Annotated in this window: 13 protein-coding genes and 1 tRNA gene; 10 read left to right on the top strand and 4 right to left on the bottom strand. The window is 69.2% G+C overall.

What is annotated here, in order from left to right:
* Nucleotides 1–43 precede the first annotated feature (43 nt).
* The 3 genes from ABGA98_RS42455 to ABGA98_RS42445 are packed head-to-tail and all read left to right on the top strand — an operon-like array spanning nucleotide 44 to nucleotide 2,706.
* The gene (locus tag ABGA98_RS42455; RefSeq protein ID WP_347624149.1) at nucleotides 44–814 is read left to right on the top strand and encodes a trans-aconitate 2-methyltransferase; all 771 of its coding nucleotides are present in this window, start codon (nucleotides 44–46) and stop codon (nucleotides 812–814) included.
* A gap of 13 nt (nucleotides 815–827) precedes the next feature.
* Nucleotides 828–1,175, top strand: coding sequence for a glyoxalase (locus ABGA98_RS42450; RefSeq protein ID WP_347624148.1), 348 nt, complete (start codon nucleotides 828–830; stop codon nucleotides 1,173–1,175).
* Nucleotides 1,176–1,227: 52 nt separating this feature from the next.
* Nucleotides 1,228–2,706: a CYTH and CHAD domain-containing protein gene (locus ABGA98_RS42445; RefSeq protein ID WP_347624147.1), complete on the top strand. Its 1,479-nt coding sequence runs from the start codon at nucleotides 1,228–1,230 to the stop codon at nucleotides 2,704–2,706.
* Nucleotides 2,707–2,888: 182 nt separating this feature from the next.
* Here ABGA98_RS42445 and ABGA98_RS42440 read toward each other — a convergent pair whose 3' ends face one another.
* The 4 genes from ABGA98_RS42440 to ABGA98_RS42425 form a co-directional block, all read right to left on the bottom strand.
* Nucleotides 2,889–3,740: an NUDIX hydrolase gene (locus ABGA98_RS42440; RefSeq protein WP_347624146.1), complete on the bottom strand. Its 852-nt coding sequence runs from the start codon at nucleotides 3,738–3,740 to the stop codon at nucleotides 2,889–2,891.
* A complete protein-coding gene (locus ABGA98_RS42435) occupies nucleotides 3,730–5,790 on the bottom strand; it encodes an RNA degradosome polyphosphate kinase (RefSeq protein WP_347624145.1) in 2,061 nt (686 codons plus the stop codon). Before ABGA98_RS42435 ends, ABGA98_RS42440 begins: the two co-directional genes overlap by 11 nt.
* Nucleotides 5,791–5,909: 119 nt before the next feature.
* The gene (locus ABGA98_RS42430; protein WP_347624192.1) at nucleotides 5,910–6,776 is read right to left on the bottom strand and encodes a TetR/AcrR family transcriptional regulator; all 867 of its coding nucleotides are present in this window, start codon (nucleotides 6,774–6,776) and stop codon (nucleotides 5,910–5,912) included.
* A 79-nt stretch (nucleotides 6,777–6,855) separates the two neighbouring features.
* Nucleotides 6,856–7,794: an acyl-CoA desaturase gene (locus tag ABGA98_RS42425; protein WP_347624144.1), complete on the bottom strand. Its 939-nt coding sequence runs from the start codon at nucleotides 7,792–7,794 to the stop codon at nucleotides 6,856–6,858.
* 302 nt (nucleotides 7,795–8,096) lie between these two features.
* Between ABGA98_RS42425 and ABGA98_RS42420 the strand changes: the two genes are divergently transcribed.
* From ABGA98_RS42420 to ABGA98_RS42390, 7 genes are all read left to right on the top strand, one after another.
* A tRNA-Gln gene (locus tag ABGA98_RS42420) sits at nucleotides 8,097–8,168 on the top strand.
* Nucleotides 8,169–8,294: 126 nt separating this feature from the next.
* Nucleotides 8,295–9,743 (top strand): bifunctional UDP-N-acetylglucosamine diphosphorylase/glucosamine-1-phosphate N-acetyltransferase GlmU, encoded by a 1,449-nt coding sequence (gene glmU / locus ABGA98_RS42415; protein WP_347624143.1) that lies wholly within the window; start codon nucleotides 8,295–8,297, stop codon nucleotides 9,741–9,743.
* Between the two features lie 64 nt (nucleotides 9,744–9,807).
* On the top strand, nucleotides 9,808–10,785 hold the full coding sequence (locus ABGA98_RS42410) for a ribose-phosphate diphosphokinase (RefSeq protein WP_347624142.1): 978 nt from the start codon (nucleotides 9,808–9,810) through the stop codon (nucleotides 10,783–10,785).
* Nucleotides 10,786–10,926: 141 nt separating this feature from the next.
* The gene (locus ABGA98_RS42405; RefSeq protein ID WP_347624141.1) at nucleotides 10,927–11,535 is read left to right on the top strand and encodes a 50S ribosomal protein L25/general stress protein Ctc; all 609 of its coding nucleotides are present in this window, start codon (nucleotides 10,927–10,929) and stop codon (nucleotides 11,533–11,535) included.
* A gap of 61 nt (nucleotides 11,536–11,596) precedes the next feature.
* The gene (gene pth, locus ABGA98_RS42400) at nucleotides 11,597–12,181 is read left to right on the top strand and encodes an aminoacyl-tRNA hydrolase (protein WP_347624140.1); all 585 of its coding nucleotides are present in this window, start codon (nucleotides 11,597–11,599) and stop codon (nucleotides 12,179–12,181) included.
* A gap of 109 nt (nucleotides 12,182–12,290) precedes the next feature.
* On the top strand, nucleotides 12,291–13,730 hold the full coding sequence (locus tag ABGA98_RS42395; RefSeq protein ID WP_347624191.1) for a sugar transferase: 1,440 nt from the start codon (nucleotides 12,291–12,293) through the stop codon (nucleotides 13,728–13,730).
* A complete protein-coding gene (locus ABGA98_RS42390; RefSeq protein ID WP_347624139.1) occupies nucleotides 13,730–14,719 on the top strand; it encodes an inositol monophosphatase family protein in 990 nt (329 codons plus the stop codon). Before ABGA98_RS42395 ends, ABGA98_RS42390 begins: the two co-directional genes overlap by 1 nt.
* The last annotated feature ends 5 nt before the right edge of the window (nucleotides 14,720–14,724 follow it).

The following is a 14,724-nucleotide window of genomic DNA, read 5'->3' as shown; positions in this document are numbered from 1 at the left end:
CTGTCTTGACATCGAGATATCTCTCTCGATATCAATTATCTTCATGTCAAGAGATATGTGGGACCCTGTGACGTACGCCGTCTATGCGGACGAGCGGTCGAGGCCCTTCATCGAGCTGATCTCCAGGGTAGGGGCGGTCGATCCCGACTATGTCGTGGACGCCGGCTGCGGCAGCGGCGAGCTCACCGCCCAGCTGGGCGCTCGCTGGCCCCGCGCGACCGTGGAGGGTTTCGACTCCTCGCCCGCGATGATCTCCAAGGCGCGGCGGCTGGAGGCGAAGGCCAGGTTCGCGGTCGCCGACGTGGCCATGTGGCGGCCCGACCGGCCGGTGGACGTGATCGTCTCCAACGCCGTGCTGCAGTGGGTGCCCGAGCACCACTCGGTGCTGGAGCACTGGGTCGAGGAGCTGGCGCCGGGCGGCTGGCTGGCCTTCCAGGTGCCGGGCAACTTCGATGCGCCCAGCCATGTCGCGATCCGCGAGCTGTGCGCCTCCCGCGCCTGGTCCGACCGGCTCGGCGACGTTCTCAGGGTGAAGCCGGTCGACGAGCCCCTCGACTACCTCGACCTGCTCAACCAGGGCGGCTCTCAGGTCGACGCCTGGGAGACGACCTACATCCACGTGCTCCATGGTGAGAATCCGGTGCTCGACTGGGTGTCGGGCACCGCTCTGCGGCCGGTGTTCGACCGCCTCGCCCCGGACGAGCAGCGGCGGTTCAAGCGCGACCTCGCCCCGGTGCTCGCCGACGCCTATCCGGCCAGAAATTACGGCACGCCGTTTCCGTTCAGAAGAATCTTCGTCGTGCTGCAGAAATGAGGGAGGGACGATAATGATCAGAGCACTGCATCACGTGCAGCTCGCCGCGCCCGCGGGGAGCGAGCCGCTGCTGCGCGAGTTCTACGCGGGCGTGCTCGGCCTGGAGGAGGTGCCCAAGCCGTCCGAGCTGGCCGGACGCGGCGGCGCGTGGTTCAGGGGCGAGGGCGTGGAGGTGCACCTCGGCATCGAGGACGGCTTCAGGCCCGCGCGCAAGGCCCACCCCGCGTTCCTGGTCGACGACATCGACGCCTACGCCGCGAAGATCCCCGGAGCCGTGCCGGACGACCTTTTTCCCGGCTTCCGCCGCATCTACGTCTCCGACCCGGTGGGCAACAGAATCGAGCTCCTGCAATTCGCCTGATGTTCACCTAAGGGTGGCATTATTGTCCTAAATCGGACTTTTGTGAGGTGTAGTGGGAATCGAGATCGAGGACAAGTTTGATGTCACCGCAGAGTACGAAATTCCGGACCTGAGCGGTCTAGCCGAGGTCGTCGGCCCGAAGACTTACCAGCTCGTGGCGCTCTACTATGACACCCCCGATCTGCGGCTGGCCTCCCGGGGCGTCACCCTCAGAAGACGACGAGGCGGCGCCGATGCCGGCTGGCACCTGAAGCTGCCCAAGGCCAAGGGCGCGCGCCAGGAGATCACCCGTCCCCTCACCCGCAGCACCAAGATCGTTCCAGCGGAGCTGGCCGAGCTCGTCCGCGCCTTCACCCGCGGCGCCGAGCTCCAGCCGGTCGCCCAGCTCGACACGCGCAGGAGCGTCACGGTCCTGTTCGACGGAGACGCCAGGCTCGTCGAGGTCGCCGACGACCGCGTGAAAGGCACCGTCTTCGGCGTGGAGCCCATGGTCGTGCGGTGGCGCGAGGTCGAGGCCGAACTGCTCGAAGGCGGCGACAAGGCGCTGCTGGCCAAGGTCGGCAAGCGGCTCAGGAAGGCGGGCGCGACCCCGTCGGCCTCCTCCAGCAAGCTCGCCAAACTCCTCGAACCCGCCCCGCTCCCCAAAGCCCCCACCGAGCCGGGCACGGCCGGCGAGATCGTCGTCGCCTACCTGGCCGGCCAGGTGTCCGCCCTCCTCTCGCAGGACCCCCGCGTACGCTGGGCGGAGGACGACGCGGTGCACCAGATGAGGGTGGCCGCACGCAGGATGCGCAGCGCGCTCAAGGCGTTCAAGACCGTCGTGACCGGCACCGATCGGCTCCAGGACGAGCTGCGCTGGCTCGGCGCCGTCCTCGGCGAGGCCCGCGACCTGGAGGTCATCAGGGCCAGGTTCGGCAAGGCGCTGGACGGGCTGGCCCCCGAGCTGGTCACGGGCCCCATCCGGACCCGGCTGGGCGCGGATCTGCACGAACGCGAGCAGGAGGCGTACGAGCGGATCAAGGACGCGCTCAGCGGCGAACGCTACTACACCCTCCTCGACTCGCTCGATGCCCTCGTCTCAGCCCCGAAGCTGGGTAAGGCCGCGGCCAAGCCCGCGCAGGAGCGGCTCAGCACCATCGCGGCGGCCAACTGGGACCGCGTGACCAAGGCGTACGACACCGCCCAGGCCATCGAGGACCCCGAACGCCGTGAGATCGCCATGCACGACGTGCGCAAGGCGGCCAAACGTGCTCGGTACACCGCGGAAGCGCTCCGGCCCACGCTGGGCAGAACCATGGCCAAGCTGGCCCAACTCGCCGAGGGCATCCAGGAGATCCTGGGGACGCACCAGGACGGCGTGGTCGCGCAGGAAACCCTGCAGAAGGAGGCCGGGAAGGCCCGCCAGGCAGGCGAGGACACCTTCACGTACGGGCTGCTCGTCGGGCTCGAGCGCGGCACGGCCGAGCGGGCACACGCCGAGTTCCCCAAGGTCTGGGCAGAGACCGTCGAAGCGGTTGACCAGGTTCTGTGACGACTCTTCCGGTCATCCCCTTCGCACGGAGCGGGCTGGTCGAGGTGCCGCCTCGCCGATCCCGCACGGCCTGCCCGGATACGCCCACGAGGACATCATGATCGGCGACGCCACGATCCGCAGGGGCGAGGCTGTGGTGATCACGCCGGGCGGCCCGGCGGCCCGTCACCTGGTGAGCGCTCTCACGCCGGGTAACGCTCGACGCCGACGACGTGCCCGCCGGCCCGGTGCAGCACGGCGAAGGCGCCCTTGCGCAGGTGCACGCTCTTGCCGCTGAGCGCCTCGATGAGCCCGGGCAGCACCTTCCCGTGGCTGCACACCGCCGCGGGCACCGTGAGCTCGCCGACGAGGGCGGGGGTCTCGCGCGGGTCCTGGTCCTCCTCGCTGAGCAGCGGCTCGATCCGGATCGTTGCTCCATGCGGCATCGTGTCCCGGTACGGCTCCACGGTCTGGACGCACCGGGCACTGGGGGAGCTCACGAGCAGCTCGGGCCGGTAGGCGGGCAGCGCGGTGGCCAGGCTCGCCGCCTGGGCTCGCCCGGCGTCGTCGAGCGGGCGTTCGGCGTCCTCGCCCGGCCACTCGCTCCTGGAGCCGGCCGAGCCGTGCCGGACGAGGACGAGGGGCGTGGTCTCCAGGGGCGCGGCGGCCAGCGCCCGCAGCAGCCCCGCGTCCCACTCGTACGTCAGCAGCCGCCTGGCCTCGTCCACCGGCAGCCAGCGCAGCTCGTCCACCTCGTCGCCGGGCACGAACCCGTCGTCGGCGACCACCCTGCCCACCCAGTAGTCCACCCGCTTGAGCCGCTCGGATCTGAGGTAGTGGATGGGCGGCAGCGCGCGGCCGAGCGCGACCGTCATGCCGGTCTCCTCGCGCACCTCGCGCAGGGCGGCGGCGATCACGTGCTCGCCGGACTTCAGCTTGCCCTTGGGGAAGGTCCAGTCGTCGTAGGCGGGGCGGTGGATGACGGCCACGTCGGGGCTGCTCTCCTCGCCCCTCCAGACCACGGCCCCGGCCGCGCGGAGCAGGTCAGTCGTCAACGGTCCTCCAGCGGCGGGTGCCGATGAGGTGGCTCTGCAGGTCCTCGCCCGGGTGGCGGACCCACGTGCCGTCGGAACCGAGCCACCACGTGTTGGTCGTCTCGGCCATGGCCCGGTCCATCAGCTCGACGAGGTACGTCTTGTGCTGCTGGGATGTCACCTTGACCAGGGCTTCGACGCGGCGGTCCAGGTTTCTGCGCATCAGGTCGGCGCTGCCGATCCAGACCTCGGGCCGCCGTCCCAGGCCGAACTCGTACACCCGGGAGTGCTCCAAGAAGCGCCCCAAGACCGACCTTACGCGGATATTTTCGGACAAATCTGGAATCCCTGGCCGGAGCGTGCAGATGCCCCGCACCCAGAGATCCACCGGCACGCCGGCCCTGGACGCCCGGTAGAGCGCGTCGATGATCGGCTCGTCCACCAGCGAGTTCGTCTTGATCCTGATCCTGGCCGGGCGCCCGGCCTGCTGGTGGGCGATCTCCCGCTCGATCCTGGCCAGCAGACCGCTGCGCATGGAGTGGGGGGCGACCAGCAGCCGCCGGTAGGCGGAGTGGTTGGAGTAGCCGGTCAGGTGGATGAACAGGTCGGTGACGTCCTCGCCGACCAGCGGGTCTGCGGTGAGCAGGCCGAAGTCCTCGTACTGGCGGGCGGTCTTGGGGTTGTAGTTGCCGGTGCCGATGTGGCAGTAGCGGCGCAACTCGCCCGAGGCTTCCTGGCGGATCACCAGCGCCAGCTTGCAGTGCGTCTTCAGCCCGACGACGCCGTAGACGACGTGGCAGCCGGCGCGTTCGAGCTTGCGGGCCCAGGAGATGTTGGCGTGCTCGTCGAAGCGGGCCTTGATCTCCACGACCACCACGACCTGCTTGCCCGCCTCGGCCGCGTCGATCAGCGCGTCCACGATGGGCGACTCGCCGCTGGTGCGGTAGAGGGTCTGCTTGATGGCCAGGACGCGGGGGTCGGCCGCGGCGACCTCGATGAAACGTTGCACGCTGGTGGCGAACGAGTCGTACGGGTGGTGCAGCAGCACGTCGCGCTCGCGCAGGATCGAGAAGACGTCGTCCTCGGCGTTGATCACCTCGGCGGGCACGAACGGCCGGTAGCCGAGCTCGCCGCGGTCGAGGTCGGCGATGGCGTGCAGGCCGCTCAGGTCGAGCGGCCCCGGCAGCCGGTAGATCTCGTGGGGTGCCAGCTCCAGCTCCTCCACGAGCGGCGCCAGCACCTCGGGCGTGATCGTGTCCTCGACCTCGAGCCGCACCGGCGGGCCGAAGCGCCGCTTGAGCAGCTCCTTCTCCAGGGCCTGCATGAGGTTCTCCGTGACGTCCTCGTCCACATCGAGATCCTCATTCCTGGTCACGCGGAAGACGTGGTGCTGAAGGATCTCCATGCCCTTGAAGAGCTGGCCGAGATGCGCCGCGATGACGTCCTCCAGCGGCACGAACCGGTCCTTGGACGCGGGGACGAACCGCGGCAACTGCGAAGGGACCTTGACCCGCGCGAACACGGTGTGATCGGTCGACGGGTTGCGCACCAGGACGGCCAGATTCAGGCTGAGCCCTGAAATATAGGGAAATGGATGGGCGGGGTCGACGGCCAGCGGCGTCAACACCGGCCTGATCCGCTCCCTGAAGAGCTTGCGCAGCTCCGTGCGCTCCTCCCGGCCCAGGTCGTCCCATCTGACGATCTCGATGCCCTCGCCCGCCAGTTGCGGGAGGATGTGGTGGTGGAAGGCCGCCGCATGCCGTCTGGCCAGCTCGTCGGCCACCGTGCCGATCCTGGCCAGCTCCTCACGGGGCTTGAGCCCGCTCTTGGTCCGCAGCAGCAGGCCGGTGGCCATCCGCCGTTTCAGCCCTGCCACCCGTACGCGGAAGAACTCGTCGAGGTTGCTCGCGAAGATCGCGAGGAAGCGCACCCGCTCCAGCAGCGGCACCGAGGCGTCCTCGGCCAGTTCGAGCACCCGCTCGTTGAACTGGAGCCAGCTCTCCTCGCGGTTGAGAAATCGTTCCTGGGGGAGGGGCAGGTCGTTGGCGGGGTGAAACGCTTCCGCGGACATATGTCGTATATTGCCCCGATTGGTTGAACAGAACGTTAACGTCGTCGCAACGGCTCACTCTTGTCGGTCAGCCCTGCTCGACCCCATCGTCACCCGTGATGACCTGCATGTTCAAGAGGTCACTCCGGGTGATCGGCCTGACCGAGACGCGCCGCCCGCTCGGCCAGGCGGGCCTCCCGCTGGCGGATCTTCTCCTCCCGCTCGCGGGCCTTCTCGGCCTCCTTCAACAGCCGCTCGCGCTCCTTCAACTCGCGCACCCTGGCCTTCTCGGCCTCTTTCAGCTCGCGCTGGCGCAGCTTCTCGGCCTCTTTGAGCTCCTTCTCGCGCGCCTTCTCCAGCTCGCGCAGCTCCTTTTCGCTGGCGCGCGCCTTGACCGGCGGGGCCAGCTGGCGGGTCGTGAGGCTGATGACCGGGTTGGGGTTGAGCCCCGTAAGACCGTTCCATGCCAGGTTGACCAGATGGGCGGCCACCTCCTCGCGCCCCGGCTTGCGTACGTCGAGCCACCACTGCCCGGTCAGCGCCACCATGCCGACCAGCATCTGCGCGTACATCGGCGCGAGCTTGGGCTCGTAGCCGCGGCCGGCGAACTCGTCGGCGAGGACGTCCTCCACCTGGCTGGCGATCTCGCTGATGAGGCTCGCGAACGTGCCCGTGCCCGATGCGGCGTGGGAGTCGCGCACCAGAATGCGGAAGCCCTCGCTGCTCTCCTCGATGTACTGCAGCAGGGCCAGTGCGGCCCGCTCCAGCTTGATGAGGGAGTGGGAGGCGGCGAGGGCTTCAGTGATCATGCCGAGCAGCTTCTGCATCTCGCGGTCGACCACGACGGCGTAGACGCCTTCCTTGCCGCCGAAATGTTCGTAGACCACGGGTTTGGACACCTGTGCGGTGGCGGCGATCTCTTCGATGGAGGTCCCGTCGAACCCCTTCTCCGCGAAGAGCGTGCGGCTGATGCGGACCAGCTGCTCTCTTCGCTCGCTACCGGACATGCGCCTGCGGGATCGGGGTTCCGTCACGGTCTCCATAATGACGGCCACGGCAGTGTGGCCGCCCGTCGGCTGTTCGGCGTCAGGCAATGCGTTTCGCCGCCAGCCGCTCCGGAGTGGGCCAGCGAACGTCGTATGCCCAGCCCAGCCGCTCGAAGATGCGGATGAGGCCGGCGCTCAGGTCGATCTGGCCCTTGAGCGCGCCGTGCCTGGCGCAGGTCGGGTCGGAGTGGTGCAGGTTGTGCCACGACTCGCCGAAGGACGGGATGGCCAGCCACCACACGTTGCGCGACTTGTCACGCACCTGGAAGTCCTCGTCGCCGAAGACGTGGCAGATGGAGTTGATGGACCAGGTCACGTGGTGCAGCAGGCCGATGCGGACGAGCGAGCCCCAGAACAGCGCGGTCAGCGCGCCCTGCCAGGACCAGGTGATGAGCAGGCCGAGCAGGCCGGGCAAGAGGATCGAGACGAGGGCCAGCGGGCCGAACCACTTGTGCAGCTTGATGACGTCGGGGTCCTTGCACAGGTCGGGGGCGTACTTCTCCCTGTTCACACGCTCGCTCTCGAACAGCCAGCCCATGTGGGCGTAGAGCAGGCCCTTGCTCATGTTCTTGAAGCCGGGGCCGAAGCGCCACGGCGAGTGCGGGTCGCCCTCCTTATCGGAGAACTTGTGGTGCTTGCGGTGGGTGGCCACCCAGTCGAGCACCGACATCTCCAGCGACAGGCTGCCGGCGACGCCCATCGCGATCTTGAGTGGCCGCTTGGCCTTGAACGATCCGTGCGTGAAGTAGCGGTGCAGGCCGACGGTGACGCCGAGCCCCGAGACGACGTAGAAGACGAGGGCGATGATGACGTCCGTCCATCCGAGGCCCCATCCCCACGCCAGCGGTACGGCCGCCGCGATCGCGACGAGGGGGAGCCCGACGACGAGGGCGAAGGTGACGAGTTCGGTCTTCGAGCGTGGTTCCGGTTCGAAGTCCGGCTTCGGGGCAGGGGTGGAACGTTCGGTGGTAACGGTCATGGGCGACCTCCAAGTGCCTGTATGGGGACGATTGTCCGGCTACGCAACCGTAACCTACGCCAGCGTAAGTTAGGAAGACCTAAGCCGGGAATATGGCGAAGGTGAAGATCCGCCGGGCCAGGTGGGTGGGGTTCATGCCTTGCGACTTTTTGGCTGGTCTGTTAAGGGTGGGGCGTATCCGTATCGTCGCTCTCACCTGGGCGGATCACCCGCCACGCGGAGCCGAGGCGTAATTACGGGCGCGCGCGCACGTGCGGGCTCGGTATCGTAGGGATGTGTCGGACAGCCACGTGTCCGATCTGTCCCGGATCGTCTAATCGGCAGGACAAGTGGTTTTGGTCCACTTTGTAGGGGTTCGAGTCCTCTTCCGGGAGCTTAGAGGTGATCCCCCCGCTGAGCGTCCCGGCTGAGGCCAGGTATCCTCACGGTGTCGGGAGGGTGTCGGTGCGGTAGCCGCACCGTACAACCCTGATCCGTCCAGCCACAGGGAGCCTCAGTCCGTGAGTGTGCCGCGCCCGGCAGCCGTCATCGTCCTCGCCGCGGGCGAGGGCACCCGGATGAAAAGCCAGACCCCGAAAGTCCTGCACGAGCTGTGCGGCCGCGCGCTGCTCGACCACATGCTCGCCGCCGCCCGCGACCTCGGCCCCGAGCGGCTCATCGTGGTGATCGGCCACGCGCTCGAACGCATGCGCGACCATCTGGCGGCGACCAGCCCCGACGCGCGCGCCGTCGTCCAGAACGAGCAGCGTGGCACCGGCCACGCCGTGCGCACCGTCCTCGAAGAGGTCGGCACGATCTCCGGCACGGTCCTGGTCACCTACGGTGACGTGCCGCTGCTGCGCCCCCAGACCCTCGCCACGCTGCTCGAACGGCACGACGCCGACGGCAACGCGGTCACCGTGCTGACGGCCGAGGTGCCCGACCCGACCGGCTACGGGCGGATCATCCGCGATGATTCCGGCGCCGTGCTGGAGATCGTCGAGGAGAAGGACGCCGACGCCGGGCAGCGCGCCATCAAGGAGATGAACTCCGGCATCTACGCCTTCGACGGCGAGCTGCTGGCCGACGCCGTCAAGCGGGTGTCCGCCGACAACGCCCAGGGCGAGGAATACCTCACCGACGTGCTGGCCATCCTGCGCGGCGACGGCCACCGGGTCGGCGCGTGCGTGGCCGGCGACTTCGTCGAGGTCGAGGGCGTCAACGACCGCGTCCAGTTGGCCGCCGCCCGCCAGGTGCTCAACCGGCGGCTGCTGGAGGCCCACATGCGCGCCGGCGTCACGATCATCGACCCGGCCGGCACCTGGGTCGACGTGAGCGTGCGCATCGCGCCCGACGCGGTGATCCACCCGGGCACCCAGCTCCACGGCGACACCGTCATCGAGGCGGGCGCCGAGATCGGCCCCGCCACCACGCTCACCAGCACCCGGGTCGGGGCGGGCGCGACCGTCCGCAACGCGGTCTGCGACCACGCCGACATCGGGCCGGAGGCCAACGTCGGCCCCTACGCCTACCTCCGCCCCGGCACGGTGATCGGCCGCAGATCGAAGGCCGGCACGTTCGTCGAGATGAAGAACACCAAGGTCGGCGAGCGCTCCAAGGTGCCGCACCTGTCCTACGCCGGTGACGCCACGATCGGCGACGACGTCAACATCGGCGCCTCCACCGTCTTCGTCAACTACGACGGGGTCGACAAGCACCACACCACCGTGCGCGACGGCGCGTTCGTCGGCTGCGACACCATGCTCGTCGCCCCCGTGACCGTCGGCGACGGCGCCTACACGGCGGCGGGCTCGGTGATCATCGACGACGTCCCGCCGGGCTCGATGGGCGTGGCACGAGCGCGGCAGCGCAACATCGAGAAATGGGTCCTGCGCAGGCGCGCGGGCACCAAGTCGGCCGCGGCCGCCCAGCGGGCGCTGGCCGAGCGGGATCAGGAGAAAGAAGCATGACCGAGCTTGCCGAGGTCATCGAGCAGCACAGCACCGTGGTCGTGAGAGCGACGAAGGGGGTCTCATGACCAGCATCAAGCAGCCGGGCGAGAAGAATCTCATGCTCTTCTCCGGCCGGGCCTACCCCGAACTGGCCGAAGAGGTGGCCGAGCACGTCGGCGTCTCGCTCACACCCACCAAACTCATCGACTTCGCCAACGGCGAGATCTACGCCCGCTACCTCGAGTCCGTACGCGGCTGTGACGCCTTCGTCATCCAGAGCCACACCGCGCCCATCAATCAGTGGATCATGGAACAGCTCATCATGGTCGACGCGCTGAAGCGGGCCTCCGCCAAGCGCATCACCGTGGTCATGCCGTTCTTCGGCTACGCCCGCCAGGACAAGAAGGGCCGCGGCCGCGAGCCCATCACGGCCAGGCTGATGGCCGACCTGTTCAAGACCGCCGGCGCCGACCGCCTCATGTCGATCGACCTGCACACCTCGCAGATCCAGGGTTTCTTCGACGGCCCGGTCGACCACCTGTTCGCCATGCCGGTGCTGGAAAACTACCTGAAGAACAAACTCGACCTGGCCAACACCACCATCGTCTCGCCCGACACCGGCCGGGTCCGCCTGTCGGAGCGCTGGGCCGACACGCTCGGCACGCCGCTGGCGTTCATCCACAAGCGGCGCGACCTCGACGTGGCCAACTCGGTCAAGGTCAACGAAGTCGTCGGCACCGTGCGCGGCCGCACCTGTGTGCTGATCGACGACATGATCGACACCGCGGGCACGATCTGCAAGGCCGCCGACGCCCTCTATGAGCAGGGCGCCACCAACGTCATCGCCGCCGCCACCCACGCGGTCTTCTCCGAGCCGGCGGTCGACCGGCTGAAGAACTCCCGCATCAGCGAGGTGATCGTCACCAACACCCTGCCGCTGTCGGCGGCCAACAGGTTCGACAAGCTGACCGTCCTGACGATCGCGCCGCTCATCGCCCGCGCCATCACCGAGATCTTCCAGGACGGCTCCGTCACAAGCCTGTTCGAGGGCGACACGTGATCGCACGAGGCGAATGAAGGCCGGTCGGCCGGAGGCCGGCCAGCCGGTAGACTATGAGGGTTGCGCTCGTAACGCCTTCCGCTAGGGCGGGTGAGGGGGAGCGCTCACCGATCCGACGTTGATGCATCCCTAGGAGATGTCGTGTCTGAAGTACGTATCGCCGCCGAGCAGCGCACCGCGTTCGGCAAGGGCGCCGCCCGCAAGATCCGTCGCGCGGACAAGGTGCCCGCCGTTCTCTACGGGCACGGCGCCGACCCCCAGCACCTGACCCTGCCCGGCCACGAGGTGCTGCTCGCGCTCCGCACGCCCAACGTGCTGATCCGCCTCGAAGGGCCCGGCGTCGACGAGCTGGCGCTGCCCAAGGGCGTGCAGCGCGACCCGATCAAGGGCTTCGTCGAGCATGTCGACCTGCTCCTGGTCAAGAGGGGCGAGAAGGTCACCGTCGAGATCCCGGTCACCACGGTCGGCGACGTCCACCCCGACGGCCTGCTCGACCAGCAGCTCGTCTCCATCGCCGTCGAGGCCGAGGCCACGCACATCCCGACCGGCGTCGAGGTCGACGTCGAGGGGCTGGAGGTCGGCAGTGTGATCACCGCCTCCGACCTCCCGCTCCCGGAGGGCACCACGCTGTCCGCCGACGCCGACGCCGTGGTCCTCCACGTCATCAACAAGCCGGTCGAGGCTCCGGAGGAGGGCGCCGAGGGCGAGGTCGCCGAGGCTCCCGAGAGCGCCGAGGCCGCCGCCGAATAAGGTCATCCGGGCAACGGGGCGGCTTCGCGCGAGCCGCTCCGTTGCGCTATGAGGGGATCACATGGATCGCTGGCTGATCGCCGGGCTGGGCAATCCAGGGCCCGAATACGCGGGCAACCGGCACAACGCGGGCTTCATGGTGCTCGACGAGCTGGCCTCCAGGGCCGGCGGGCGGTTCAAGGCGCACAAGAGCAGGGCCGAGGTCTGCGAGACCCGCGAGGCCATCCTCGCCAAGCCCCTGACCTACATGAACCTCTCCGGCGGGCCCGTCAAGGCGCTCTCCGACTTCTACAAGATCGGCGTCGACCGGCTGATCGTCGTCCACGACGAGCTCGACGTCCCCTACGGCGCGCTGCGGGCGAAGCTGGGCGGCGGCGACAACGGCCACAACGGCCTCAAGTCGATCACCAAGGTCCTCGGCACCCGCGACTACCTGCGGGTGCGGTTCGGCATCGGGCGCCCGCCCGGCCGCATGGACCCCGCCTCCTACGTGCTCAGAGACTTCGCCACCGCCGATCGCAAAGACCTGCCCTTCCTCGTCGACCGGGCGGCCGACGTGGTGGAGTCACTGATGGCCCGAGGTCTTGAGGCCACCCAGAACGACTTCCATCGGGCTGATCTGCACATATCCGGCCCACCTCGCTGATCGCCGCATAGAGTCGTTCGCCGGTTCCTCCGCGTCCCCGCCGCTACGATCTGTGACTGTCCGTACGGGAATGGTCACCGGGGAGGCGCGTGTGCGCGGTGAAGGGCTCATGGCCGTCGCCGGAAACGGTCATGCCGTCTCCTGGGGGGTCGGGCCGCGCGTGCCCTCCTGGGTGCGCTCCTACCAGCTGCGCGCCGTGCTGGCCGACCTGTGCGGGGCGGGCGCCGCGGCCACGATCGCCTTCACGATCAGGTTCGGCGGGCTCACCCCCTACGTGCTGCCGTACCTTCTGGTCAGCCTGGCCCTGCCGGTGGTGTGGTGCTGCGCGGTGGCGCTCAACAGGGCCTACGAGCCGCGCATGCTGGGCGTCGGCTCCGAGGAGTTCCGCAGGATCCTGCAGGCGGGCGTGGCGCTGACCGCGGGCACCGCCATCGGCTCCTACGTGACCAAGACCGACGTCGCCCGCGGCTACGTCGTGCTGGCGCTGCCCCTGGTCACCCTCTTCACGCTGATGCTCCGCTACGGCCTGCGGCGCTCGTTGCACCGGCGCAGGGCGGCGGGCGAGTGCATGCGCCGGGTGGTCGCGGTCGGCCACCCGGTCGCGATCGCCGAACTGGTGCGGCTCTTCCGCAGGGAACGCCACCACGGCATGGACGTCGTGGCGGCCTGCCTGCCCGGCGGACGGGCCGGCGACAACGTGGGCGAGGTGCCGGTCGCCGGCGACTTCAGCGACGTGCCGATCGCGGTCGGCCAGTACACCGCCGACACCGTGGCCGTGCTGGCCTGCCCCGAGATGGACGGCCAGGCGCTGCGGCGGCTGGCCTGGCGGCTGGAGCGCACCCACACCGAGCTCGTGGTGGCTCCCGCGCTGATGGACGTCGCCGGCCCGCGCACCACGATCAGGCCCGTCGCCGGGCTGCCGCTGCTGCACGTGGAGCATCCCGAGCTCACCGGGGCCAGGCAACTGGTCAAGAACGTCTTCGACCGGCTGGTCGCGGCCGCGCTGCTCGTGCTGCTGGCGCCCGTGCTGGTGGTGCTGGCGATCGCCGTCCGCGTGACGAGCCCGGGGCCCGCGCTGTTCCGGCAGACCCGGGTCGGCAAGGGCGGGAAGTTGTTCACCATCGTGAAGTTCCGCACCATGCGGCGCGGCGCGGAACGGCAGAAGATCACCCTCGTCAGCGACCGCGACGGGCTGCTGTTCAAGATGCGCAACGATCCGCGGGTCACGCCGCTCGGCGTGTTGATGCGCCGCCACTCGCTCGACGAGCTGCCCCAGCTCATCAACGTCCTACGCGGTCACATGTCGCTCGTCGGCCCCCGCCCGCCGCTGCCCGAGGAGGTGGCGCGCTACGGTGACGACGTGCGCAGAAGACTCCTCGTACGCCCTGGGCTGACCGGGCTGTGGCAGGTCAATGGTAGATCTGACCTATCGTGGGAGGAATCCGTCCGTCTAGACCTGCGTTACGTCGAGAACTGGTCCCTCACTCTGGACCTCCAGATCCTGTGGAAGACTTGGTCGGCCGTCGCCCGCGGGCAAGGAGCTTATTGATGACGATTCGCGACGATCACGCCCTCGCCGCTGACCTGGCCACCGAGGCCGGCGAGCTGCTGCTGAGGGTCCGCGAGCGCACCGGGTTCGACGACCCCGCCGCGCTGCGGGCCGAGGGCGATCGCGCCGCCCACGTCCTGCTGATGGAGTCGCTTTCCAGGCTGCGGCCGAGCGACTGCGTGCTGTCGGAGGAGGCCACCCGCGAGGAGCGCCTCGACCCGCGCCGCCTCACCGCCGACCGGGTGTGGATCGTGGATCCCCTGGACGGCACCCGCGAGTTCTCGGAGCGGCGAGCAGGCCCCGGAGGCGGTAGCTTGCGTGACCACGAAGGGGCCGTGGGGAGCGCGACCATGGGCACTGAGCGGCGAGCAGGCCCCGGAGGCGGTAGCTTGCGTGACCACGAGGGGGCCGTGGGGAGCGCGACCATGGGCACTGAGCGGCGAGCAGGCCCCGGAGGCGGTAGCTTGCGTGACCACGAAGGGGCCGTGGGGAGCGCGACCATGGACACAGAGGAGGGCCGGGCTGACTGGGCCGTGCACGTGGCGTTGTGGGAGCGCGGCAGGCTGACCGCGGGCGCCGTGGCGCTGCCCGCCCAGGGCCGTACGCTGACGACCGCCGACCCGCCCAAGCCTCCCGCCCACGTGAAGGGGCGTTTCCGCATCGCGGTGAGCCGCACCCGGCCGCCCGAGTTCGTCCAGAAGCTGGCCTACCTGGTCGGCGCCGATCTCGTGCCGATCGGGTCGGCGGGGGCGAAGATCTCGGCGGTGCTCACGGGCGAGGTCGAGGCGTACGTACACGCCGGGGGCCAGTACGAGTGGGATTCCGCCGCGCCGGTCGCCGTCGCCCTGGCCGCAGGGGTTCACGCGAGCCGCATCGACGGCTCCGAGCTGGTCTACAACCAAGCCGACCCGTCCCTACCCGATATCCTGGTTTCCCTACCCGAGCTGGCGGCATCTCTGCTGGCCGGGATCCGGGACCTGCACCGCTGACCTCC

Origin of the sequence: Nonomuraea sp. B1E8 (genome assembly GCF_039871515.1) — a bacterium.
Classification (GTDB): domain Bacteria; phylum Actinomycetota; class Actinomycetes; order Streptosporangiales; family Streptosporangiaceae; genus Nonomuraea.
The sequence above is the reverse complement of the archived record's forward strand: the minus strand, read 5'-3'. Positions and strand labels throughout refer to the sequence as shown.

Excerpts from the sequence above, each read along its gene's own strand:
- ABGA98_RS42455 (WP_347624149.1), top strand. The coding sequence starts at position 44 with ATGTCAAGAGATATGTGGGACCCTGTGACGTACGCCGTCTATGCGGAC.
- ABGA98_RS42450 (WP_347624148.1), top strand. The coding sequence starts at position 828 with ATGATCAGAGCACTGCATCACGTGCAGCTCGCCGCGCCCGCGGGGAGC.
- ABGA98_RS42435 (WP_347624145.1), bottom strand. The coding sequence starts at position 5,790 with ATGTCCGCGGAAGCGTTTCACCCCGCCAACGACCTGCCCCTCCCCCAG.
- ABGA98_RS42430 (WP_347624192.1), bottom strand. The coding sequence starts at position 6,776 with ATGTCCGGTAGCGAGCGAAGAGAGCAGCTGGTCCGCATCAGCCGCACG.
- ABGA98_RS42425 (WP_347624144.1), bottom strand. The coding sequence starts at position 7,794 with ATGACCGTTACCACCGAACGTTCCACCCCTGCCCCGAAGCCGGACTTC.
- ABGA98_RS42410 (WP_347624142.1), top strand. The coding sequence starts at position 9,808 with ATGACCAGCATCAAGCAGCCGGGCGAGAAGAATCTCATGCTCTTCTCC.
- pth (WP_347624140.1), top strand. The coding sequence starts at position 11,597 with ATGGATCGCTGGCTGATCGCCGGGCTGGGCAATCCAGGGCCCGAATAC.
- ABGA98_RS42395 (WP_347624191.1), top strand. The coding sequence starts at position 12,291 with ATGGCCGTCGCCGGAAACGGTCATGCCGTCTCCTGGGGGGTCGGGCCG.
- ABGA98_RS42390 (WP_347624139.1), top strand. The coding sequence starts at position 13,730 with ATGACGATTCGCGACGATCACGCCCTCGCCGCTGACCTGGCCACCGAG.